This is a genomic window from Marinobacter sp. G11, assembly GCF_021282325.1.
In the GTDB taxonomy this organism is placed as follows: Bacteria; Pseudomonadota; Gammaproteobacteria; order Pseudomonadales; family Oleiphilaceae; genus Marinobacter; species Marinobacter vinifirmus.
Map to the genome: position 1 here is coordinate 13,777 of NZ_JAJSPB010000014.1, position 20,697 is coordinate 34,473.

Here is a 20,697-nt window from a genome sequence, read left to right on the forward strand (position 1 = left end):
TTTGACTAATGACTATAGAAACAACAAGCGCGGAATGAAAACGGAGAAATCAGCAAAGCTTATTCAGTTTGTCTGATCAAGGCATCAAAGGGCGGGGTCTGACCCCGTGTCGAACAATCTGCGCATTTGCAGCAGGGCAACCACGATCAGTGCGCCGGACAGCCCGAAAGCCAGCACAAAACCGCCCAACTCCAGCAAGGCGCCGAACATCAGCGGCGCCAGGAAGTGAATGGCGCGATTGGCCATCAGGCGCATACCGAGCGCACCGGAGCGCTTTTCCCGCTCCACGCTTTCGGCCAGGATAACCATCGAAAGTGGCTGAGTGAGGCCGGACCCAATGCCCACCAGCACCGCCAGCAGCCCCAGTAAAACCATGTGTTCGAACAGGCCCAGCAGGCCAATGCCTGCGGCGAGGGTTCCCAGAGACAGCAACACCGTATTCCCGCGCCCGCCAGCCATGGCAATCATGCGCGCCATAAAGGGCCGGATCAGCATGGACACACCGGCCCGCAGGCTGACCAGTACGCCAATCACCACCGGTGTCATGGCCAGGCTTTCCAGGTAAACCGGCAGGTAGCTTCCGTACACGCCCAGGGCAAACATCCCGAGCACAGTAACCAGCACCGACAGCTGGACGCCCCGGCTAGCCTTCATTAACGCCCACTGAGCCCGGAAGCCCGCCTGTTTTCGGGTGATCGCCATCCGCTCCCGGGCCTGGCCGGTGAGGCGTAATCCAGCCAGGGCTGCCAACACCGCAAACAGCGCCATCACCAGAAAGACATTCCCCCGGCCCGTCTCGCTTGCCAGCAGTGCACCGGCCAGCAAGGGCCCCACCACCTGCCCGCCGGACAGCCAGGTGGAATACCAGCCGAAATACTTCTCCAGCGTGGGCCCGGTGCCCAGGTTGGAAATAATGGTCTGCGCTGAAAGCACCATTTGCAGGTGCGCCAGCCCCACCAGCAACTGGCCCAGCACAAGGCCGCCATAGCCATACCAGAAGTGCATGGACAACAGCCCCGCTACCATCAACACCCCGCCGGCGATCAATGTGGCACGGCCACCGTGACGGGTAACCACGCCCCCGAGGGGAATCGCCAGCAACAACGGCAGCAGGTACTGGGTACTGAGCACCGCACCCAATACCAGCGGCGAGGCGCCCAACTGCAAGCCATAAACCGGCACCGCCACAATCAGCATGGAATACACCACAAAGCAGAAGGTGAGCGAGAGGCAGACTGCAAAAAAGTTTCGGGCAGCGTCGGGGCTTATAGATGAAGGCAAGGAATCGTCCTGCAGGGCCTGGCGGATGGTTAGGCGACTATCTTAACGCGGCCGGCAAGCGGGGTGAAATCCACGCCCGTAAAAGAAAGGCCAGCCCCTTTCGGAAGCTGGCCTTAATGATCAAGCCTGTCATCTCAGGCCTTTCAACCCCGGGGTCAGACCCCGGGTCTGACCCCGGGGTTGACGCTCGCTTATTCGGCTGAGGCGATCAGGCTGGCGTTGCCGCCGGCGGCGGTGGTGTCGATACACAGGTGGCGTTCGATGACGTAGCGCTGGTCCAGCTTGTGCTCGGTGATGATCGGCAGCAAGGCACCATCGCGCTTGGCCAGGGCCTGGCGGTACTGCTTCAGCAGCGGCTTTTCAGCCACGCTGGTAACCGCTTCATAACCGTTGAGCTGAAGCAGCGCGTCGGGCTCCAGCAGGCCGTCTACGGCGGCTACTGGCAGGCCGGCTTTGATGGCGTCGGCCAGAAGATTTTCAACACCCGGTGCGATCACGACCACCTTGTTGCCCTGGGACAACGCAGTGCCCGCCTGCTCTATCGCAGATTCCGCATCCGGCCCAAGGCAAAGCACAACACCACGGGCATGGCAGGACAGATGGTTCTGCTCGCCAGTCGGCCCCGGCATTTCCTCGTAGCCTTCATCCAGCGGTGCGGGCAGGTCGCCAAAGTACGGCTTGAGCGCCTGTTGCCGGCCTTCTGCGACCGGAGCATCCACCTTCGCCAGCTGGTCGATCAGCTTCTGCACCTTGCTGGCCGTAACCGATTTGGCATCGGCAGGGGCCGCCTTTTCAACCACCTCGCCTTTGATGAACCGGCGCACATACTGCGGACCACCGGCTTTCGGGCCGGTACCGGACAGGCCTTCGCCGCCGAACGGCTGGGAGCCCACAATGGCACCGATCTGGTTACGGTTAACGTAGGTGTTGCCCACCTTGATACGACTGGAAATATGCTCGATGCGGCGATCAACACGGCTGTGGATACCAAACGTCAGGCCATAACCCTTGGCGTTCACGGCATCGATCACCTTGTCGATGTCCTTCGCTGCGAAGGTGGCCACATGCAGCACCGGGCCGAAGATTTCCTCTTCCATTTCCTCGATGCCGCTAACCTTGAGCACTGCAGGCGACACAAACCGGCCCTTCTCAGGCACCGACATTTTCTTCAGCAACTTGCCCTGCTGCTCAAATTTATCGCAATGATCGGCAATTTTCTTGCGGGCGTTCTCGTCGATCACCGGGCCCACGTCTGTAGACAGCAGCCACGGGTCGCCAACGCCCAACTCTTCCATAGCACCGTAGAGCATTTCCAGCAGGTTCTCGGCGATGTCTTCCTGCACGTAGAGCATGCGCAGGGCGGAACAGCGCTGGCCGGCACTCTGGAATGACGAAGCCAGTACATCCCGCACCACCTGCTCGGGCAGCGCCGTGGAATCCACAATCATGGCATTCAGGCCACCGGTTTCTGCCACCAGCGGGGCATCCGGCGCCATGTTTTCTGCCATGGCCTTGTTGATGCGCTGTGCCGTGGCGGTAGAGCCGGTGAAGCACACGCCGGTTACCCGGGCGTCTGAGGTCAGAGCTGAGCCCACGGTTGCACCGGTGCCCGGCAGCAACTGCACTGCGGCTTTCGGAATACCCGCCTGGTGCATCAGTTCCACCGCACGAACGGCCAGCAGGGAGGTCTGTTCCGCCGGCTTGGCCAGCACCGCGTTACCGGCGGCAAGGTTCGCCAGGATCTGGCCGGTGAAGATCGCCAGCGGGAAGTTCCATGGCGAGATACAGCACATCACACCCCGGGCCTGGCCATCGTCCTTGTAGCGGATGCCTTCGTTGGCGTAGTACATGGCAAAGTCGACGGCTTCGCGAATTTCCGCCACCGCATCGAGCAGGGATTTACCGGCTTCACGGGTGGTCAGTGCAAACAGCTCGTGTACATTCTCTTCGTACAGGTCACCGACTTTGCGGATCATCTCGGCCCGTTGCTCCGCCGGCACTGCCGACCACTGGCTGAAGCCGTCCCGGGCGGCGTCCATGGCCGCATGGATGTCGGCTTCGGAGGTGTAGGTAATATGGCCCACCAGGTCATCCGGATCGGCCGGGTTACGCACTTCCACCACTTCATCACTGGTGGACTCCACCGCCAGCACCGGGCCGCCCTGCCACTGGTGGGTTTTGTACTGGTTACGGCCGGCGTCAATCTCCGCCACCGTCACCGGATCAGTAATGTCCCAGCCCTTGGAGTTACGGCGCTGGTCACCGAAGATCTTCGCCGGCGGCACAATGGCCTTGCTGGAAATGTCATGGCCCAGCTGCATCACCACGTCGATCGGGTCTTTGGCGATCTCTTCCGGCGTAATGCTGGTGTCGACAATCTGGTTTACAAAGGAGCTGTTGGCCCCGTTTTCCAGCAGGCGGCGCACCAGGTACGCCAGCAGGTCTTTGTGGGCACCAACCGGAGCGTAGATACGGCACGGCACCTTGCTGTCTTCCAGTACCTGGTCGTGCAGCGATTCACCCATACCGTGCAGGCGCTGGAACTCAAACTTGTCCCGGCCCAGGTCTTTCGCCAGTTCCAATACCGCAGACACCGAGTGGGCGTTGTGGGTAGCAAACTGCGGGTAAATCCGATCCGTCATGCCCAGCAACTGGCGAGCGCAGGCCAGGTAAGACACGTCACTGCAGGCCTTGCGGGTGAACACCGGGAAGCCGTCCAGGCCCATCACCTGGGCGCGCTTGATCTCGGCATCCCAGTAGGCGCCTTTTACCAGTCGCACCATGATGCGGCGGTCGAGTTTTTCAGACAGGGCATACAGCCAGTCCAGGGTCTGGGAAGCCCGCTTCGCGAAGGCCTGGACCACCACGCCAAAGCCGTCCCAACCTTTGAGTTCTTCGTCTGAGAGGATAGCTTCAATCACGTCCAGAGAAAGGTCGAGGCGGTCCTGCTCTTCGGCATCGATGTTGAAGCCCATATTGGCAGCGGCGGCTTTTTTGGCGAGTGTCAGGGCGCGGGGGACCAGTTCGGTCATCACCCGTTCCTTCTGGCCGTATTCGTAACGGGCCAGCAAGGCAGACAGTTTTACGGAAATACCGGGATTGGTGCGCACATCGCCTTCACAGCGCTTGCTGATGCTGTCGATGGCATCGGAATAGGCGTTGAAGTAACGCTCGGCATCGGCATCGGTGCGGGCCGCTTCGCCCAGCATGTCATAGGAATAGGTGTAGCCCTGCTCTTCCTGGGATTTGCCGCGATCCTGGGCTTCTTCAATGGTACGGCCCAACACAAACTGCCGGCCCATTTCTTTCATGGCCTGGCCAGCGGCGGTGCGCACCACCGGTTCACCCAGGCGCTTCACCATCTTGCGCAGGGTGTCACCCACGCTCTGGCGCTCGGAGTCTTTCAGCAGGTTACTGGTCATCAGAAGGGCCAGCGTGGCCGAGTTGATCAGGCCGGACTTGGCTTTACCCACGTGGGCGCCCCAGTTCCCGGAGGTGATCTTGTCTTCGATCAGATCCTGGATAGTGAGGTTATCCGGCACCCGCAACAGCGCCTCGGCCAGGCACATCAGGGCCACGCCCTCTTTGGTGGTCAGGCCGTATTCAGCCAGGAACTTTTCCATGATGGTGGGCTTGGCGTTATCACGCACATCCCGCACCAGGTCCGCTGCCCGGGCTGAAATGGCCTTGCGGGTTTCATCAGACAGCTGAGCCTGCTCAATCAGCTGGTGAATCACTTCATATTCATCCGCCAGGTAGTTATTGCGGATGGCCTGGCGAATGTCCTGAAGCCCGGGGGACACGGATTGCTGCAGACTCATGGATGTACCTCCTGATTATTTTGATTACTGACCGCATTGTAGCCAACGGGGAATATGCTATTTACCTAATACAGCTCGAAACACCGAAATATTTTCCTTTTCTGATACGTTAAAAATTACCGTTTCGCCCACAAATTCACTAAAATCAGCCATATTCACCAAACCAATGAAAGCCAGCCACCTCCTTCAAGGATAGCAGCCATGTCAGATCTCGACAGGATCGACCTTTCCATCATCCGGGAACTCCAGAAAAACGGGCGGATCACCGTCACCGAGCTGGCCTCACGGGTGGGCTTGTCGAAAACCCCTTGCCAGGTGCGCATGCGCCGGCTGGAAGACCAGGGCTATATCACCGGCTACAGCGCCATGGTGAACCAGACCAAGCTGGGCCAGTCCCACGTCGCCTTCGCCCAGGTAACCCTCAACGACACGTCCAGCAAAGCCCTCGCGGCGTTCAACACTGCAGTCAAACAGATCTCGGCGGTGGAGCAATGTCACATGATGGCCGCCAACTTCGACTACCTGCTGAAGGTAAGAACCAAGAACATGGCCGAATACCGCCAGGTACTGGGCGAACAGATTTCCAGCCTGCCCCATGTACTGCAGACCAGTTCGTTTGCGGTGATGGAGAATGTAAAAGATCGGGGATTGTAGGGATTAAATAGTCCCGTTTACGGAAATCCCACAAAGCGGGGGTGCGCAGAGCCATGTTTGACTTTAAACTTGGCGCCGAATAACCAACCTGATTAGTAGGATATTAACCCAGCCCTATTCTGGAGATTGCCGATGCATCTGGTACTGATCCTGGTCGCGATCATAATTTTCATTGTGTTCGCCACCAGCCGACTGAAACTGAATCCGTTCATTACCCTGTTACTGGCATCCTTCCTGGCTGCCTTCGCGTTTGGTTTACCACTTGAAGATATCGAGAAAACCATCCGTGCCGGCTTCGGCAACATTCTGGGCTACATTGGCCTGGTGATCGTGCTGGGCACAATTATCGGCGTTATCCTCGAACGCACTGGCGCAGCCATCGTGATGGCCGAAACCATTATCAAGATCCTGGGCCAGAAGTTTCCTACCCTCACCATGTCACTGGTCGGGTTTATTGTTTCCATACCGGTCTTCTGCGACTCCGGCTATGTCATTCTTAACAGCCTGAAGCGTTCCATGGCCCGCTCCCTGAGCGTATCGCCGGTCTCGATGACCGTTGCCCTGTCTACCGGCCTGTTCGCAACCCATACGCTGGTACCCCCCACCCCCGGCCCTATCGCTGCAGCGGGCAACCTCGGGCTGGAGGACAACCTCGGCATGGTCATCGGTGTTGGCCTGGTTTTCGCCATCATCGCCGCAATGGCAGGCCTGTTCTGGGCTTCGCGCTGTAAAAACCTGAGCAGCACCGAACTGGAACAGGCAGAGGAAGCCTTCGAGGAAGCAAAGCAGCACTACGGCGAACTGCCCTCCGCCGGCAAAGCCTTTGCTCCGATCTTTATCCCGATCCTCCTGATCTGCCTGGGCTCGGTCGCAAGCTATCCCACGGCTCCGCTGGGGGACGGTTTGTTGTACGAGACACTGAACTTCATGGGCAAACCCCTGAACGCCTTGCTGATTGGCCTTGGCTTCGCGCTGACCCTGCTGCAAGGCAAAGGCAAGCTGGAAGAGTTTGGACGCCACACCAGCAAAGGCCTGGAAGTGGCCGCGCCGATCATCCTGATCACAGGTGCCGGCGGCGCCTTTGGTGCAGTTCTCGCCGCCACCCCGCTTGGCGAGTATCTGGGTGATACCCTTTCAACGCTTGGCCTTGGTGTTGTGATGCCGTTTATTGTTGCTGCCGCCCTGAAGTCAGCCCAGGGCTCGTCCACGGTCGCACTGGTTACAGCGTCTGCCCTAGTCGCACCGTTGCTGCCTCAGCTGGGGCTGGATTCGGATATGGGTCGGGTACTGACAGTTATGGCCGTTGGTGCCGGCGCAATGACTGTGTCCCACGCTAACGACAGCTACTTCTGGGTAGTCTCCCAGTTCAGCAAAATGAACGTGGCCACGGCCTATAAATCCCACACGACAGCCACCCTGATTATGGGCCTTATGACCATTACCGCAGTCTGGCTGACATCCCTGGTGGCTTTGTAACATGCGCATCGTCATCGCCCCGGACTCTTTCAAGGAATGCCTGGCTGCCGAGCAGGTAGCCAGTGCCATCGCCCGCGGCTGGCGCCGGGCGGCGCCGGAGGACCAGATTACTGAAGTACCGCTGGCCGATGGTGGTGAGGGTACTACCGTTGCACTCACCGAGGCGCGTAAGGGCGAACTGCATGAGGTGACGGTCACCGGCCCGCTCGGACAGCCGGCGACTGCCCGCTACGGGCTGGTGAATGATGGCGAGACGGCGATTGTGGAAGTAGCTGAAGGTAGCGGCCTGCATTGTGTGCCCGCCAATGAACGGAATGCCATGGCCGCCTCCAGCCGGGGCACCGGAGAGCTGCTGCTTGCCGCACTGGCTCACCGGCCCAAAACCCTGATCATGGGGCTGGGTGGCAGCGCCACCACCGACGGCGGTGCGGGAATTCTTCAGGCAATGGGCGCCCGGCTGCTGGACGCCCAGGGCCAGGACATTCCTGCCGGCGGAACCGGCCTGGAGCAACTGGCCAGTGTAGATCTCATGCCGGCTATTGACCGCCTGTCCGGAGTGCGCCTGGTCGTCGCTTGTGATGTGAGTAATCCCCTGCTGGGCCCTAACGGCGCTGCCGCCGTTTTCGGGCCCCAGAAAGGCGCCAACGTCCAACAGGTTGTGCAGCTGGATGCCAATCTGGGGCACTTTTCCGCGCTGGTGCAACAGCAGGGCTTTGATATCGCGAGTTTTCCGGGCAGCGGCGCGGCCGGCGGTATTGGCGGTATGGTGGCCGGAATACTTGGCGCACAGTTGCGCCCGGGCATCGAACTGGTGATGGAAACCGTCGAACTGGAAAGCCATGTGAAAGGTGCAGACCTGGTGATCACAGCCGAAGGGGCCATCGACGCCCAGAGCGCCTACGGCAAAACACCGGCCGGCGTGGCCGGCCTTGCCAGCATATACGGTGTACCAGTGGTTGGCCTGGCCGGCAAGCTGGGCGCGGAACTGGGGGAGCTACACCAGCTGGGCCTGACCGCTGCGTTTTCGATCACGCCCGCCCCAATGGACCTCCAGCAAGCCTACCAGCTGGCTGAGGCCAACCTGGAGCAATCCGCCGAGCAACTGGCCCGGCTGCTTCACGGCCTGTCAGGCCGTCGCTGAACGCTTCTTCAAGCCGGTCAGCTCAATCTTGCCGCGGGCCAGGCCCACTTGGCCCCGGCGCTCCAGCTCTTTCAGCAAACGGCTGATCACTTCCCGGGCGGTACCCAGTTCCGTTGCCAGCTCCTGGTGCGTGATGGTCAATGTCCGCTGCCCCTGCGCCGCCCTAGCCTGCAACCACTCTTCCAGGCGCTCATCCATGCGGTGAAAGGCGACTTCCTCTACCAGCAGCATGAGGTCGTCCAGCCGCCGGCCATAGGATTCCATAATGCCCAGGCGGAATTCCGCAGACTGGTCCATCAGGCGGTCAAACAATCCACGGGGAATGATGGCGGCCTCGGTTTCTTCCTCCACAATGGCCTCGGCACGGTAGCTGCGGCCTGTCATCAGGCAACCGATGGACAAGGTGCAAATATCGTCAGAGCCCATGCGGTACAGCACGATGCTGTGGCCAGACAACCCGGTCATCTGGACTTTGATGCTTCCGCCCAGCACCAACGGCAGGCCACGGCAATGTTCACCGGCACTGAACAGCACCTGCCCGGGAGGAAAACGCATGGTGCTGATGCCGGCCAGCGTATCTTTTCGCAGCGAATCGTTGAGGGTGTCCAGAATGCTGTGCCTTGCCATGAATGGCGCCCTGTTTGATCGGTTTATTAGGTTCTGTGTGACTTTATCACTGAACCGTCACGGATTGCGGACTATAGTTGCTTCAACATCCGACATCACACAGGAGAAAGAACGATGACGGTTAATATGGGATCAGCAGACCGGATTATCCGCGCAGTTGTGGGCATTGTACTGATTGCCCTGGTATTTGTGGGCCCGCAAACCCCCTGGGGGTGGATTGGCATTGTGCCACTGGCCACTGCGTTGATGGGCAACTGCCCGGCCTACTCTATCTTCGGCATCAAAACCTGCAAGAACAAGTAAGTCCTGGCTCAGCCTTAACGCAAAAAGGCCGGGGCAAAATGCCACGGCCTTTTCGTTACAGTACCATGCTGCGGGATATCCGCCTCAGGACGCTGGCGAATTCAGCACATCCAGTACTTCCTCCAGTTCGGTAATCATTTGGCGGATCAGCTGCTTGTACTGGGAGGTATCGTCTTTCACCTCACTGCTGCTGAGCTTTTGCTTGGCACCGCCGATGGTGTAGCCCTGATCGTAAAGCAGGCTGCGAATCTGGCGAATGGTGATAACGTCTGCCCGCTGATAGTAACGGCGGTTACCCCGGCGTTTCACAGGCGACAGCTGCGGGAATTCCTGTTCCCAGTACCGCAGTACATGGGCCTTCACCGCACACAGATCGGCTACTTCACCGATGGTGAAATAGCGCTTCCCCGGAATGGCGGGGAGTTCGTTGTTATGACTCGGTTCCAGCATACGTTTCTACTTTTTGCTTGAGTTTCTGGCCTGGCCGGAAAGTCACGACACGCCTGGCACTGATAGGGATTTCCTCACCCGTTTTCGGGTTCCGTCCCGGCCGCTGCTTCTTGTCCCTGAGGTCGAAGTTGCCGAATCCCGACAACTTCACCTGTTCATTGTGGCTGAGTGCGCCCCTGATCTCATCGAAGAAAGCTTCCACCATTTCCTTGGCTTCCCGTTTGTTAAGACCCAATTCCTCGTACAAACGTTCCGCCATGTCCGCTTTCGTCAAAGCCGCCATCTGTCAACTCCTCAGTGTTGCCCCCAACTCTTCCTTCAGGGCGTCGATTACCCCGTTGAAGAGCGAATGCACTTCGTCTTCGTTGAGCGTGCGCTCCGGATGCTGCCAGAACAGGCTGACGGCCAGGCTGCGGTTGCCTTCGCCCAGGCTTTCGCCTTCGTAGACATCAAACACACGCATCGCTGTCAGGTGCTCGCCGGCATGCTTGCGGGCGACTTCTTCAACCTGAGCAAACGCCACATCGCTCCCGATAATAATAGCCAAATCCCGACGAACTTCCGGGAATTTCGAAATATCTTTGAAATTAGGCACATATCCGGTAACGATCGAATTCAAGAATAGCTCAAACATCAGGATCGTGCCATTAAGTTCAAGATTTTTCTGCACTTGCGGGTGCAATGTACCCAACCAGCCCACATGCTCGCCGTCGCGCAGCAATTCGGCGGTCTGGCCCGGGTGCAGAGCCGGGTGCTGGCTGGCGAGGAACTGAATCTCGATACCCAGCACTTTGAACAGGCTCTCCAACTCCCCTTTTACATCAAAGAAGTCGGCGGTTCTGCGACCGTTTACCCAGTTTTCCGGCACCTGGTTACCAACCACGACACCGGCCAGCATCGGCTGCTGATCGATGCCATCACCATTCTGTTCGAAACGCAGACCAGTCTCGAACAGGCGAATCCGTGGCTGCTGACGGTTCTGGTTATGGGCAACCGTCTTCAGCAGGCCGCTCCACAGGGTGGTGCGCATGACTGAAAGATCAGCGGAAATCGGGTTCGCCAGGGCGATGCCCTCACGTTCAGGGTCCAGCAGCTGCTGGACCTTCGGGTCTACGAAGCTGTAGGTCACGGCTTCCTGGTAGCCCTGCGCCACAAAGAAATTACGGATAGCAGACAGCGGGCGAACCGCTTCTTCCCGTGCACGAAGACCCAGGGAACCGGTCGGCTCGGTGACCGGCAGGTTGTTGTAACCGTAAATCCGGCCCACTTCCTCGATCAGGTCTTCCTCGATGGAAATATCCGGGCGGAAGCTGGGCACGCTGATGCGCCAGCCGTCTTTCAACAGCTTGTCGGTACGCAGGCCAAGGCGTGTCAGGATTTCTTCAACCGTGGTCCGGTCGATCGCCAGACCCAGCACATCCGCCAGGCGCTGCTCTCGCAGGTCGATGGTGCGCGCCTTGGGCAAGTGTTCGTCGCTGTACACTTCAACAATTTCGCCGGGCTCACCACCGACAATCTCCATCAGCAGGCTGGTAGCCCGCTCCATGGCATCCCGGGCCAGCTCGTAGTCGACGCCACGTTCGAAGCGGTGGGAAGCATCGGTATGCAGGCCATACTCGCGCGCCTTACCGGCCAGGGTGATCGGGTCAAAATAGGCAGACTCCAGCACCAGGTCCCGGGTCTTGGCGCTCACACCAGAGTGCTCGCCACCCATCACACCGGCAATGGCCACCGGCTTCTCGTGATCGGCAATCACCAGGGTGTCTTCGGTCAGTTCCACTTCCTGGCCATCCAGCAACACCAGCTTTTCAGCGGGCTTTGCCATGCGCACCACAATGCCGCCCTTGATCTCTTCGCGATCGAACGCGTGCATGGGCTGGCCAAGTTCCAGCATGACGTAGTTGGTGACATCCACCGCCGCGTCAATGGAACGGATACCGGAACGACGCAGCTTTTCCTGCATCCACAGCGGGGTTTCCGCCTGCAGGTTCACGTTACGCAGTACCCGGCCCAGATAGCGGGGACAGCCGGCGGGAGCTTCCACACAAATGTCAGGAACCTCTGAATGCACGGCTTCAACCGGCTCGATAGCCGGTGCGTTCACCAGCAGGCTGTTCAGAACACCCACTTCACGAGCCAGGCCTTTGATGGACAGGCAGTCACTGCGGTTCGGGGTGAGATCTACATCGATGGTGATGTCGTTCAGCTTGAGGTAATCCGCCACGGCCTGCCCCACAGGGGCGTCGGCAGGCAACTCCATCAGGCCATCATGGTTCTCGGACAACGCAAGCTCGGACTCAGAACAGAGCATGCCTTCGGAAGGCTGGCCGCGCAGCTTGGCCTTCTTGATCTTGAAGTTGCCAGGCAACACCGCGCCGACAACCGCGAACGGCACTTTCAGGCCGGCACGCACATTGGGCGCACCACACACGACCTGCACGGTGTTGGTACCATCGCTCACCTGGCACACGCGCAGCTTGTCAGCATCCGGATGGGGTTCGGCGGAGATCACCTCGCCAACCACCACGCCGGTGAATTCGCCAGCCACCGGTTCGAAGCCGTCCACTTCCAGCCCGGCCATAGTGATCTGGTCCATCAATTCCTGGGATCCCAGATTCGGGTTAACCCATTCGCGCAGCCACTGTTCACTGAATTTCATCGTTCTTGCCTTGTCCTGATGCGATTTGTGCGGTTGATTCTGAGCTCTGCGTACGCCGTTCTGCCCTGGGGCTTACCGGAACTGGCGCAGGAAACGCAGGTCGTTTTCGAAGAACATGCGCAGGTCTTTCACGCCGTAGCGCAGCATGGCCAGGCGCTCTACGCCCAGGCCAAAGGCAAAGCCACGATATTCTTCGGCATCAATGCCGCAATGCTCGAACACTTTCGGGTGCACCATGCCGCAGCCCATGACTTCCAGCCACTTGATGCTGCCGTCTGCTTCCCGGCCCCACTCGATATCCACCTCGGCGGATGGCTCGGTGAACGGGAAATAAGACGGACGGAAACGTACTTTCAGGTCACGCTCGAAGAACACCCGCAGGAATTCTTCCACCGTGCTTTTCAGATCCGCAAAGCTGACGTTCTTCTCAACCAGCAACCCCTCCACCTGGTGGAACATGGGGGTGTGGGTCATGTCGGAATCGCAGCGGTAAACGCGGCCCGGACAGATCATACGGAACGGCGGCTTGCCGGCTTCCATGGTACGGATCTGGACCGGAGAGGTATGGGTGCGCAGCAGGGTACCGGGATTGAAGTAGAAGGTATCGTGCATGGCGCGGGCCGGGTGGTGCCCGGGAATATTCAGGGCCTCGAAGTTGTGGTAATCGTCTTCGATCTCGGGCCCTTGCTCCACGCTGTAACCGGCGCGGGCAAAAATCTCTTCAATACGCTGCAGGGTGCGGGTTACCGGGTGCAGGCCACCCAGGTCCTGGCCACGGCCTGGCAGGGTAACATCAATGGATTCGCTGGCCAGCCTGGCTTCGATGGCCGCCTTCTCGAGATCCGCACGGCGGGCATTGATAGCCTGTTCAACCTGCCCCTTGGCTTCGTTGATCTTCTGACCGGCCGCAGGGCGCTCCTCTGCCGAGAGCTTGCCCAGGGTCTTTGCCTGCTGGGTGATCACGCCCTTCTTGCCGAGGTATTCCACGCGAATTTGATCAAGTGCCTGAAGGTTGTCTGCCTTTTCAACGGCGCTCAACCCGTCCTGAACCAATTGCTCCAGGTTTTCCATTGACCCTGCTCCAAACCAGAAATGGGGTAGGTTAAAACAAAAATAGGGGAAGAGCGTGCCCTTCCCCTATCAGAGGGTGCATTCACGATGACATGAAGCACCCGGATCGATCAGTCATCGATGAAAGAGCTTAAGCGATCACAGGGACGCTTTGGCCTTCTCAACAACAGCGGCAAACGCCTGCTGCTCGTTCATGGCCAGGTCAGCCAGAACCTTGCGATCGATTTCAACATTCGCTTTCTTCAAGCCAGCGATCAGACGGCTGTAAGACAGACCGTTTGCACGGGCGCCAGCGTTGATACGGGCAATCCACAGTGCACGGAATGCGCGCTTACGGTTGCGACGGTCACGGTAGGCATACTGACCAGCCTTGATAACCGCCTGCTTGGCAACGCGGAATACACGACTACGAGCGCCGTAGTAACCCTTGGCCTGCTTGAGAATCTTCTTGTGACGACGACGTGCTACCACGCCACGCTTTACACGAGCCATACTATAATCCTTCTACCTTTACTTTCTAAGGAACGTTTCGCGCGGCTGGATCAGCACGCGGTCATGCGCTTGATAGATGCAACATCTGACTTGGCGATGAGCTTGGTGCCGCGCAGCTGACGCTTACGCTTCGGGCTCTTCTTGGTCAGGATGTGGCTGGTGAAGGACTGCTTGTGCTTGAAGCCAGTGGCGGTCTTTTTGAACCGCTTGGTAGCTCCGCTCTTGGTTTTCATCTTCGGCATTTTTAAAACTCCGCATTCTATTTTTAAATAAAACAAATTGTGTCCCTGAACGACAAATCCCCCGCCAATGCGGGGGACCCGTCAGAGGATCAGGTTCACTTCTTTTTGCGGGGAGCCACGATCATGGTCATCTGACGGCCTTCCATTTTCGGCCGCATTTCAACCGTTGCAATCTCTTCGATATCGGCTTCAATCCGGCCCATGAGCTTCATACCAAGTTCCTGGTGTGCCATCTCACGGCCGCGAAACCGAATCGTGATCTTGCCGCGGTCCCCGTTCTCAAGGAAACGTACCAGGTTGCGTAGTTTTACCTGATAATCCCCTTCTTCAGTTCCTGGACGGAACTTAAGCTCTTTGACTTGCGTCTGCTTCTGTTTCTTCTTGGCAGCAGCCTTCGCCTTTTTCTCGTCGAAGATCTTCTTGCCGTAATCCATTATCTTACAGACGATCGGATCGGAATCCGTAACCTGTACCAAATCCAGGGTTGCCTCCTCCGCCATCCGGAGGGCTTCCTCGATTGCTACAACACCTACCTGGTTGCCTTCGGCATCGATCAGGCGGACTTCAGTTGCGTCAATATTCTCATTGATAGGCGCTTTAGGAGTGCGCCCACCCCGATTCGTTCGCTGTTTAATAATCAGTTCTCCGTCTTGGTTCTGCCCTTGCGTTGAATGTCGTCAGCCAGCAGCTGTTCAAACGCTTCGAGCGATAAGGTTCCCAGATCTTCACCTTTGCGAGTACGTACGGCAACGGCGTTGTTTTCGATTTCCTTGTCGCCTGCAACGACAAGATAGGGAACCTTGTTAAGAGTATGCTCGCGGATTTTAAAGCCGATCTTCTCGTTTCTCAAGTCAGCATTAACCCGATACCCCAAAGAATCCCACTTTTCGGCCAGTTTCTGACAGTAGTCACGCTGATTATCGGTGATATTCAGGATCGCAACCTGCGTTGGTGCCAGCCAGGTGGGGAAAGCCCCTTCGTATTCTTCGATCAGTATACCGATAAACCGCTCAAAAGACCCGAGCACCGCCCGGTGCAGCATAACCGGCGTTTTCCGCTCGGAATTATCGGCCACATACTGGGCGCCAAGGCGACCCGGCATGGAGAAATCGACCTGAATGGTACCACACTGCCACACCCGACCGAGACAATCTTTCAGGGAGAACTCGATCTTGGGCCCGTAGAAAGCACCCTCACCCGGCAACAATTCCCAGTCAACGCCTTCGCGATTCAGGGCTTCTTCCAGGGCGGCCTCGGCCTTGTCCCAGACTTCATCGGAACCTACGCGCTTTTCCGGGCGGGTAGACAGTTTGTACAGAATCTCGTTAAAGCCGAAGTCTGCATAGACTTCGTGCAGCATCTCGATAAATGCCGATACTTCCTGCTGGATCGCGTCTTCTTCGCAGAAGATATGCGCATCATCCTGGGTAAATCCACGCACCCGCATCAGGCCGTGCAGCGCACCGGAAGCTTCATTCCGGTGGCAGGAACCGAATTCCGCCAGGCGCAGCGGCAAATCCTTGTAGCTCTTCAGGCCCTGGTTGAACACCTGCACGTGGCAGGGGCAGTTCATGGGCTTGATGGCATAGTCGTGTTTCTCGGACTCGGTGGTAAACATGCCGTCCTTGAACTTGTCCCAATGCCCGGATTTCTCCCACAGGGTACGGGACACCACCTGCGGAGTCTTGATTTCCTGGTAGCCATGCTGGTGCTGCTTGGCCCGCATGTACTGCTCGATCTCCTGGTACAGAGACCAGCCATCCGGGTGCCAGAACACCATACCCGGAGCTTCTTCCTGCATGTGGAACAGGCCCAGTTTCTTGCCGATCTTGCGGTGGTCCCGCTTCTCGGCTTCTTCCAGCCGGTTCAGGTAGGCCTTGAGCTCTTTCTTGTTGCCCCAGGCGGTACCGTAAATCCGCTGCAGCTGCTCGTTATTCTGGTCACCACGCCAGAATGCGCCGGCAACCTTGGTCAGCTTGAAGGCCTTCAGTTTGCCGGTGCTGGGCACATGGGGGCCCCGGCACAGGTCAATAAAGTCGCCCTGACTGTAGAACGACAGGTCCTCTTCACCGGGAATATCCTCGATGATGCGCACCTTGTATTCTTCGCCCATTTTCTCAAACAGCTTGACCGCGTCTTCCCGGGACATCACAGAACGGGATACCGGCAGATCCTGCTTGGCCAGCTCTTCCATGCGCTTTTCGATACGCGCCAGGTCTTCGTTGGTGAACGGGCGCTCGTATTTGAAGTCGTAATAGAAGCCGTTTTCGATTACCGGGCCGATGGTCACCTGGGCGCCCGGGAACAGCTCCTGTACGGCCATCGCCATCAGGTGAGCGGTGGAATGGCGGATAACATCCACGCCGTCTTCATCACGTTCCGTTACGATGGCCAGCTCGGTATCGTTCTCGATCAGGAAACTGGTGTCGACCAGCTTGCCATTCACCTTTCCGGCCAGGGCGGCTTTCGCCAGGCCTGCACCAATATCGGCGGCAACGTCGTGAACGGTTACGGGTTCGGCAAAACTACGGTGGCTGCCATCGGGCAGAGTAATAACGGGCATGATGCTCTCCTGTGGTTTCTCAGCGGTGATCTATACCAAAGATCACATGGTGGCCGGCTGCCGCGATACAAACCGCGGGTCGGTTTGGAGGCGAGTTTAACAGAAAAAAACCCGGCAACAATGCCGGGTTTGTACGAACGCCGATTCAGGTTACGCAGCCTGGGGCTGAGCATCCTCCCTGGCCTTCCGCTTGAGCTGGCCAAAGGCCACCAACGCAAGCAGCAACAGGGCCGGGATGAATATCACTTCCTTCGGCGGCCTTTCGAGCTTGGCCTGCACCGCTTCGATGTTCCAGCCGAAATCGATACCGGCTTCTTCCGCGGCACTGCCAAAGTTCACGAAGTCGACTGCCAGCATGTCGCCACTGACAGACACCTCCAGGCCTGCAGCAGACAACCGCTCAGTTGCCGAATCGCCGGCAGGAATCTCCAGTTGGGTGTAGGTTGTGGTATCACTGCCATCCAGTGCCATACCGGAAACACGGAACACCACTTTCTCGTCTGGCTCAGCCTGCTCGACGTACTCCATGATGGCTTCGCCCTGGCGTTCCTCGTATGGCGGATAAACCATATCCCACCAGAAGCCGGGCCGGAACATGGTGAAGGTAATCAGCAGCAGCAAAACGGTTTCCCACTTGTAGCTGCGGGTAAACCAGTAGCCTTGGGTAGCCGCAGAAAATACCAGCATGGCGGTCACCGCACTGAAGACTGTAATCAACAGATCCACCCAGCCGGTCAGCCCGATCAGCAACAACTGGGTGTTGAAGATGAACATGAACGGCAGGATCGCGGTCCGGATATCGTAGGTGAAGCCCTGAATACCCGTTCGTATGGGATCTGCCCCGGATATGGCGGCCGCCGCGTAGGCGGCCAGCCCCACGGGCGGCGTGTCGTCCGCCAGTATGCCGAAGTAGAACACAAACAGGTGCACCGCAATCAACGGCACCAGCAGGCCGTTCTGGGCCCCCAGAGTCACAATCACCGGCGCCATCAGGGTGGACACCACAATGTAGTTGGCCGTAGTGGGCAGGCCCATACCCAGGATCAGGCTGATCACCGCGGTAAACATCAGCATCAGCAACAAGTTACCGCCAGACAGGAATTCCACGAACTGGGTCATCACCAGCCCGATACCCGTCAGGGTAACCGTACCCACTACGATGCCCGCAGTGGCCGTTGCCACACCGATACCCACCATATTCCGGGCTCCGGTGGCAAGGGAGTGGAACAGATCACCGATACCACCGGTGAACTCATCCATGAAACCGCCATGCTTGCGGAAAAACGCCTTCAACGGGCGCTGGGTGATGACGATAAACACCATAAACAGGGTGGCCCAGAACGCCGACAGCTGGGGCGAGAAACGCTCAACCGTCAGGCACCAGACCAGCACCACCACCGGAAGCAGGTAATACAACCCGGTTTTCACCGTAGGGCCGACTTCCGGAAGTTCATCCATGGCCTTGTCGGGATCATCTTCCTCCAGTTCCGGGAAGCGGGTGGCATAGCCAATCAACGCCACGTAGATGGCAACCAGGATGGGGCCAAGCACCCAGGGTGCCGCTTCTCCAAGCACACCCTTGGTCCAGCCAACGCCGTAATAGACGGCAAAGGTCAGCACAATCAGCCCGATCAGTACCACCACCCAGTTCAGCATGCGCTGAGCCAGGGATGGCCGGTTCGGCCGCTCAATGCCGTGCATCTTCAGCTTGCAGGCTTCCAGATGCACGATGTAGATCAATGCCACGTAGGAAATCAGCGCCGGCAGAATCGCATGCTTGATCACTTCCAGGTAGGAAATGCCGACATATTCCACCATCAGGAACGCCGCAGCACCCATGATCGGCGGGGTCAGCTGACCATTGGTGGACGCAGCCACCTCAACCGCACCGGCCTTGGTAGCCGGGAAACCCACCCGCTTCATCAGCGGAATGGTAAAGGTACCGGTGGTCACCACGTTGGCAATGGAAGACCCGGAAATCACACCGCTCAGGCCACTGGACACCACCGCCGCCTTGGCCGGGCCGCCCTTCATATGGCCGAGCATGGCGTAGGCCACCTTGATGAAATAGTTGCCGGCGCCCGCCCGCTCGAGCAGAGCACCGAAGAGCACGAACAGGAACACGAAGCTGGTGGAAACCCCGAGAGCAACACCGAACACGCCCTCTGTGCCCAGCCACTGGTGTGAAGCCAGTTTATTCAGGCTGACCCCTTTGTGGGAGATGACATCCGGCATATAGGGGCCGGCAAGGGAATAGCCTATAAACACCGCTGCAACAATCGTCAACGGCAGGCCAAGCGCCCGCCGGGTTGCCTCAAGCAACAGCACAAGACCAAACAGCGCCACCCAAAGATCCGCGGTGATAGGGGCACCCGGTCGCGTCGCCAGCTGATCGTAAAAAACGTAGAGATAAGACGCCGCAAAGGCCGCGGCCAGGGCCAGCACCCAGTCATAGATGGGCACCTTGTTGGCATGAACCCCCTTGATCATGGGGAATGCCGAAAACGCCAGAAATACCGCAAACGCCAGGTGAATGGAGCGGGCTTCTGTCGAGTTGAAAATACCGAAGTTCAGAATGAACGGCAGGGGTGATGCGATCCAGAGCTGGAACAAAGACCAGCATACCGGAATGATGAAGAGGAGTACCGCTGCTGGGCCTTGCAGGGCACGGCCACCGGTTTCGGTCTGCAGCACCTCGCTTACCTTTGCGGCATCCGCACCTGCCCCGGTGCCCGGGTCATTCGTTGCCATAGAACGTTCCTGCAAATAAAAAACAGTCTGACTGAATCAACAGAGCGGGCTTGGCGCCCGCTCTGCTCTCTACCCGGCTGATCAGTCGATCAGACCAGCTTCACGGTAGTACTTGGCCGCACCCGGGTGCAGCGGTGCACTCAGGGCATCAGAGACCATTTCTTCCTTCTTCAGGTTGCCAAACGCCGGGTGCAGGCGCTTGAAGCTGTCGAAGTTCTCGAATACCGCCTTGACCACTTCGTATACCACGTCGTCCGGCACATCGGTGGAAGACACAAAGGTAGCTGCCACACCGAAAGTGGTTACGTCATCGTCGGAACCACGGTACATGCCGCCGGGGATAACCGCTTTACGGTAGTACGGGTTATCGTCGATCAGCTTCTTGGTGGCTGCGTTATCCACGTTCACCAGTACGCTGTCACAGGAAGTGGTGGCTTCCTTGATGGCACCGGAGGGGTGGCCAACGGTATAGAAGAAAGCATCGATGTTGCCATCACACAGGGCCTGGGACTGCTCTGCCGCCTTGATTTCGGCCGCCAGGGAGAACTTGTCCATCTCCCAGCCCATTTCCTTCATCAGAACTTCTGCGGTCGCGCGCTGGCCGGAACCCGGGTTACCCACAGAAACCCGCTTGCCTTCCAGGTCTTCGAAGCTCTTGATGCCGGAGCCTTTGCTGGCAACAACGGTGAACGGCTCCGGGTGCATGGAGAATACCGCGCGCAGCTTTTCATTCTTGCCCGCGTCAGTGAACTCGCTGGTGCCGTTGTAGGCATGGTACTGCCAGTCAGACTGGGCAACCGCCAGGTCCAGTTCGCCGGCACGAATGGCATTCAGGTTATAGACAGAACCACCGGTGCTCTCTACCGAGCAACGGATACCGTGTTCCTTACGATCCATGTTCACGAGACGACAGATCGCGCCACCCGCCGGGTAATAAACGCCGGTTACACCGCCAGTGCCGATGGTTACGAAGCGCTGCTCCTGGGCAGAAACTGCAGTCGATGCAGCTCCCAGAGAAACAGCTGCAGCCATGGCAAAAGCGGACGCTTTGAGTTTCAGTGTCATGTGTGCTCTTCCTTTTTCTTGGTCGTTGTAATCAATTGCCCGCCCAGAAATACGGACAAACATCCGGTTCGTTTTAAAACATAGAACACTTCGGGCGATAA

Annotated in this window: 17 protein-coding genes; 4 read left to right on the forward strand and 13 right to left on the reverse strand. The window is 58.3% G+C overall.

Going from position 1 to position 20,697, the window contains the following annotated elements; genetic code table 11:
- Positions 1–84 precede the first annotated feature (84 nt).
- Both LWH94_RS10530 and putA read right to left on the reverse strand, forming a co-directional pair.
- On the reverse strand, positions 85–1,281 hold the full coding sequence (locus LWH94_RS10530; protein ID WP_232902187.1) for an MFS transporter: 1,197 nt from the start codon (positions 1,279–1,281) through the stop codon (positions 85–87).
- Positions 1,282–1,472: 191 nt separating this feature from the next.
- Positions 1,473–5,102, reverse strand: a complete 3,630-nt coding sequence (gene putA / locus LWH94_RS10535) for a bifunctional proline dehydrogenase/L-glutamate gamma-semialdehyde dehydrogenase PutA (RefSeq protein ID WP_232902188.1) — start codon at positions 5,100–5,102, stop codon at positions 1,473–1,475.
- A 201-nt stretch (positions 5,103–5,303) separates the two neighbouring features.
- Here putA and LWH94_RS10540 point away from each other — a divergent pair, with 201 nt between their 5' ends.
- The 3 genes from LWH94_RS10540 (at position 5,304) to LWH94_RS10550 (ending at position 8,373) form a co-directional block, all read left to right on the forward strand.
- Positions 5,304–5,756 (forward strand): winged helix-turn-helix transcriptional regulator, encoded by a 453-nt coding sequence (locus LWH94_RS10540; protein ID WP_022989365.1) that lies wholly within the window; start codon positions 5,304–5,306, stop codon positions 5,754–5,756.
- Positions 5,757–5,888: 132 nt separating this feature from the next.
- Positions 5,889–7,232 (forward strand): GntP family permease, encoded by a 1,344-nt coding sequence (locus tag LWH94_RS10545; RefSeq protein WP_232902189.1) that lies wholly within the window; start codon positions 5,889–5,891, stop codon positions 7,230–7,232.
- Between the two features lies 1 nt (position 7,233).
- The gene (locus LWH94_RS10550) at positions 7,234–8,373 is read left to right on the forward strand and encodes a glycerate kinase (RefSeq protein WP_232902190.1); all 1,140 of its coding nucleotides are present in this window, start codon (positions 7,234–7,236) and stop codon (positions 8,371–8,373) included.
- Here the strand turns inward: LWH94_RS10550 and LWH94_RS10555 are convergent.
- Positions 8,359–9,000, reverse strand: a complete 642-nt coding sequence (locus tag LWH94_RS10555) for a Crp/Fnr family transcriptional regulator (RefSeq protein ID WP_232902191.1) — start codon at positions 8,998–9,000, stop codon at positions 8,359–8,361. The genes LWH94_RS10550 and LWH94_RS10555 overlap by 15 nt on opposite strands.
- A 114-nt stretch (positions 9,001–9,114) precedes the next feature.
- Here LWH94_RS10555 and LWH94_RS10560 point away from each other — a divergent pair, with 114 nt between their 5' ends.
- A complete protein-coding gene (locus LWH94_RS10560; RefSeq protein ID WP_022989368.1) occupies positions 9,115–9,303 on the forward strand; it encodes a YgaP family membrane protein in 189 nt (62 codons plus the stop codon).
- A gap of 84 nt (positions 9,304–9,387) precedes the next feature.
- Here LWH94_RS10560 and LWH94_RS10565 read toward each other — a convergent pair whose 3' ends face one another.
- From LWH94_RS10565 to LWH94_RS10610, 10 genes are all read right to left on the reverse strand, one after another.
- Positions 9,388–9,753: a MerR family transcriptional regulator gene (locus LWH94_RS10565; RefSeq protein ID WP_022989369.1), complete on the reverse strand. Its 366-nt coding sequence runs from the start codon at positions 9,751–9,753 to the stop codon at positions 9,388–9,390.
- Entirely contained in the window at positions 9,734–10,036 is a 303-nt protein-coding gene (gene ihfA, locus LWH94_RS10570) for an integration host factor subunit alpha (protein WP_022989370.1), read from the reverse strand. Before ihfA ends, LWH94_RS10565 begins: the two co-directional genes overlap by 20 nt.
- A gap of 3 nt (positions 10,037–10,039) precedes the next feature.
- A complete protein-coding gene (gene pheT / locus LWH94_RS10575; RefSeq protein WP_232902192.1) occupies positions 10,040–12,412 on the reverse strand; it encodes a phenylalanine--tRNA ligase subunit beta in 2,373 nt (790 codons plus the stop codon).
- A gap of 72 nt (positions 12,413–12,484) precedes the next feature.
- On the reverse strand, positions 12,485–13,483 hold the full coding sequence (pheS, locus tag LWH94_RS10580; RefSeq protein ID WP_022989372.1) for a phenylalanine--tRNA ligase subunit alpha: 999 nt from the start codon (positions 13,481–13,483) through the stop codon (positions 12,485–12,487).
- 138 nt (positions 13,484–13,621) lie between these two features.
- The gene (gene rplT, locus LWH94_RS10585; protein ID WP_022989373.1) at positions 13,622–13,975 is read right to left on the reverse strand and encodes a 50S ribosomal protein L20; all 354 of its coding nucleotides are present in this window, start codon (positions 13,973–13,975) and stop codon (positions 13,622–13,624) included.
- 50 nt (positions 13,976–14,025) lie between these two features.
- On the reverse strand, positions 14,026–14,217 hold the full coding sequence (gene rpmI, locus LWH94_RS10590) for a 50S ribosomal protein L35 (protein ID WP_007151842.1): 192 nt from the start codon (positions 14,215–14,217) through the stop codon (positions 14,026–14,028).
- Between the two features lie 95 nt (positions 14,218–14,312).
- Positions 14,313–14,858, reverse strand: coding sequence for a translation initiation factor IF-3 (infC, locus tag LWH94_RS10595; RefSeq protein WP_081697581.1), 546 nt, complete (start codon positions 14,856–14,858; stop codon positions 14,313–14,315).
- Positions 14,855–16,780, reverse strand: a complete 1,926-nt coding sequence (gene thrS, locus LWH94_RS10600) for a threonine--tRNA ligase (protein WP_058341177.1) — start codon at positions 16,778–16,780, stop codon at positions 14,855–14,857. Before thrS ends, infC begins: the two co-directional genes overlap by 4 nt.
- A gap of 150 nt (positions 16,781–16,930) precedes the next feature.
- Positions 16,931–19,531, reverse strand: a complete 2,601-nt coding sequence (locus LWH94_RS10605; RefSeq protein WP_232902193.1) for a TRAP transporter permease — start codon at positions 19,529–19,531, stop codon at positions 16,931–16,933.
- A gap of 81 nt (positions 19,532–19,612) precedes the next feature.
- Positions 19,613–20,596, reverse strand: a complete 984-nt coding sequence (locus tag LWH94_RS10610; protein WP_232902194.1) for a TAXI family TRAP transporter solute-binding subunit — start codon at positions 20,594–20,596, stop codon at positions 19,613–19,615.
- Positions 20,597–20,697: the final 101 nt, after the last annotated feature.

What these genes read in the sequence shown, in the direction of transcription:
- putA (WP_232902188.1), bottom strand. Translation starts at nt 5,102, where the DNA reads ATGAGTCTGCAGCAATCCGTGTCCCCCGGGCTTCAGGACATTCGCCAG.
- LWH94_RS10540 (WP_022989365.1), top strand. Translation starts at nt 5,304, where the DNA reads ATGTCAGATCTCGACAGGATCGACCTTTCCATCATCCGGGAACTCCAG.
- LWH94_RS10545 (WP_232902189.1), top strand. Translation starts at nt 5,889, where the DNA reads ATGCATCTGGTACTGATCCTGGTCGCGATCATAATTTTCATTGTGTTC.
- LWH94_RS10550 (WP_232902190.1), top strand. Translation starts at nt 7,234, where the DNA reads ATGCGCATCGTCATCGCCCCGGACTCTTTCAAGGAATGCCTGGCTGCC.
- LWH94_RS10555 (WP_232902191.1), bottom strand. Translation starts at nt 9,000, where the DNA reads ATGGCAAGGCACAGCATTCTGGACACCCTCAACGATTCGCTGCGAAAA.
- LWH94_RS10560 (WP_022989368.1), top strand. Translation starts at nt 9,115, where the DNA reads ATGACGGTTAATATGGGATCAGCAGACCGGATTATCCGCGCAGTTGTG.
- LWH94_RS10565 (WP_022989369.1), bottom strand. Translation starts at nt 9,753, where the DNA reads ATGCTGGAACCGAGTCATAACAACGAACTCCCCGCCATTCCGGGGAAG.
- ihfA (WP_022989370.1), bottom strand. Translation starts at nt 10,036, where the DNA reads ATGGCGGCTTTGACGAAAGCGGACATGGCGGAACGTTTGTACGAGGAA.
- pheT (WP_232902192.1), bottom strand. Translation starts at nt 12,412, where the DNA reads ATGAAATTCAGTGAACAGTGGCTGCGCGAATGGGTTAACCCGAATCTG.
- pheS (WP_022989372.1), bottom strand. Translation starts at nt 13,483, where the DNA reads ATGGAAAACCTGGAGCAATTGGTTCAGGACGGGTTGAGCGCCGTTGAA.
- rplT (WP_022989373.1), bottom strand. Translation starts at nt 13,975, where the DNA reads ATGGCTCGTGTAAAGCGTGGCGTGGTAGCACGTCGTCGTCACAAGAAG.
- rpmI (WP_007151842.1), bottom strand. Translation starts at nt 14,217, where the DNA reads ATGCCGAAGATGAAAACCAAGAGCGGAGCTACCAAGCGGTTCAAAAAG.
- thrS (WP_058341177.1), bottom strand. Translation starts at nt 16,780, where the DNA reads ATGCCCGTTATTACTCTGCCCGATGGCAGCCACCGTAGTTTTGCCGAA.
- LWH94_RS10605 (WP_232902193.1), bottom strand. Translation starts at nt 19,531, where the DNA reads ATGGCAACGAATGACCCGGGCACCGGGGCAGGTGCGGATGCCGCAAAG.
- LWH94_RS10610 (WP_232902194.1), bottom strand. Translation starts at nt 20,596, where the DNA reads ATGACACTGAAACTCAAAGCGTCCGCTTTTGCCATGGCTGCAGCTGTT.